Below are 386 nucleotides of genomic sequence, written 5' to 3'. Positions count from 1 at the left end.
ACCGGCTGGGGACGCATCGCGCACCTGCCCGCCCTGGCGACCATCCCCGGCCTGAAGGTGAGCGCGGTCAGCACCACCCGCCTGAACTCCGCGAAGGCCACCGCCGAGGAGTTCGGCATCCCCGAGGCCTACGACAACCCGGACGAGCTCATCGGCTCGGACGCGGTGGACCTGGTCATCGTCGCCGTGCGCGTGGAGCACCACTACGAGCTGCTGCAGAAGATCCTGGCGGCCGGCAAGCCCGTCTACAGCGAGTGGCCCTCCGGATCCACCCTGGACCAGACCCGCCAGCTGCGCGATGGCTTCACCACCGCCGGGGTGTACGCGGCCACCGGCCTGCAGGCCCGGGCCCGGCCCGAAATCCGCTACCTGCGTGACCTCATCCA

At 71.0% G+C, this 386-nt stretch carries 1 protein-coding gene; it reads left to right on the top strand.

What is annotated here, in order from left to right:
* The coding region (locus AC5RVV_RS18235) for a Gfo/Idh/MocA family protein (protein WP_494002743.1) at positions 1-386 on the top strand (386 nt) is incomplete at both ends.

The sequence above is a fragment of the Arthrobacter sp. MDT2-34-1 genome (assembly GCF_059091365.1).
Note: the sequence above shows the minus strand (reverse complement) of the source record. Positions and strands in the feature narration are given on the sequence as shown.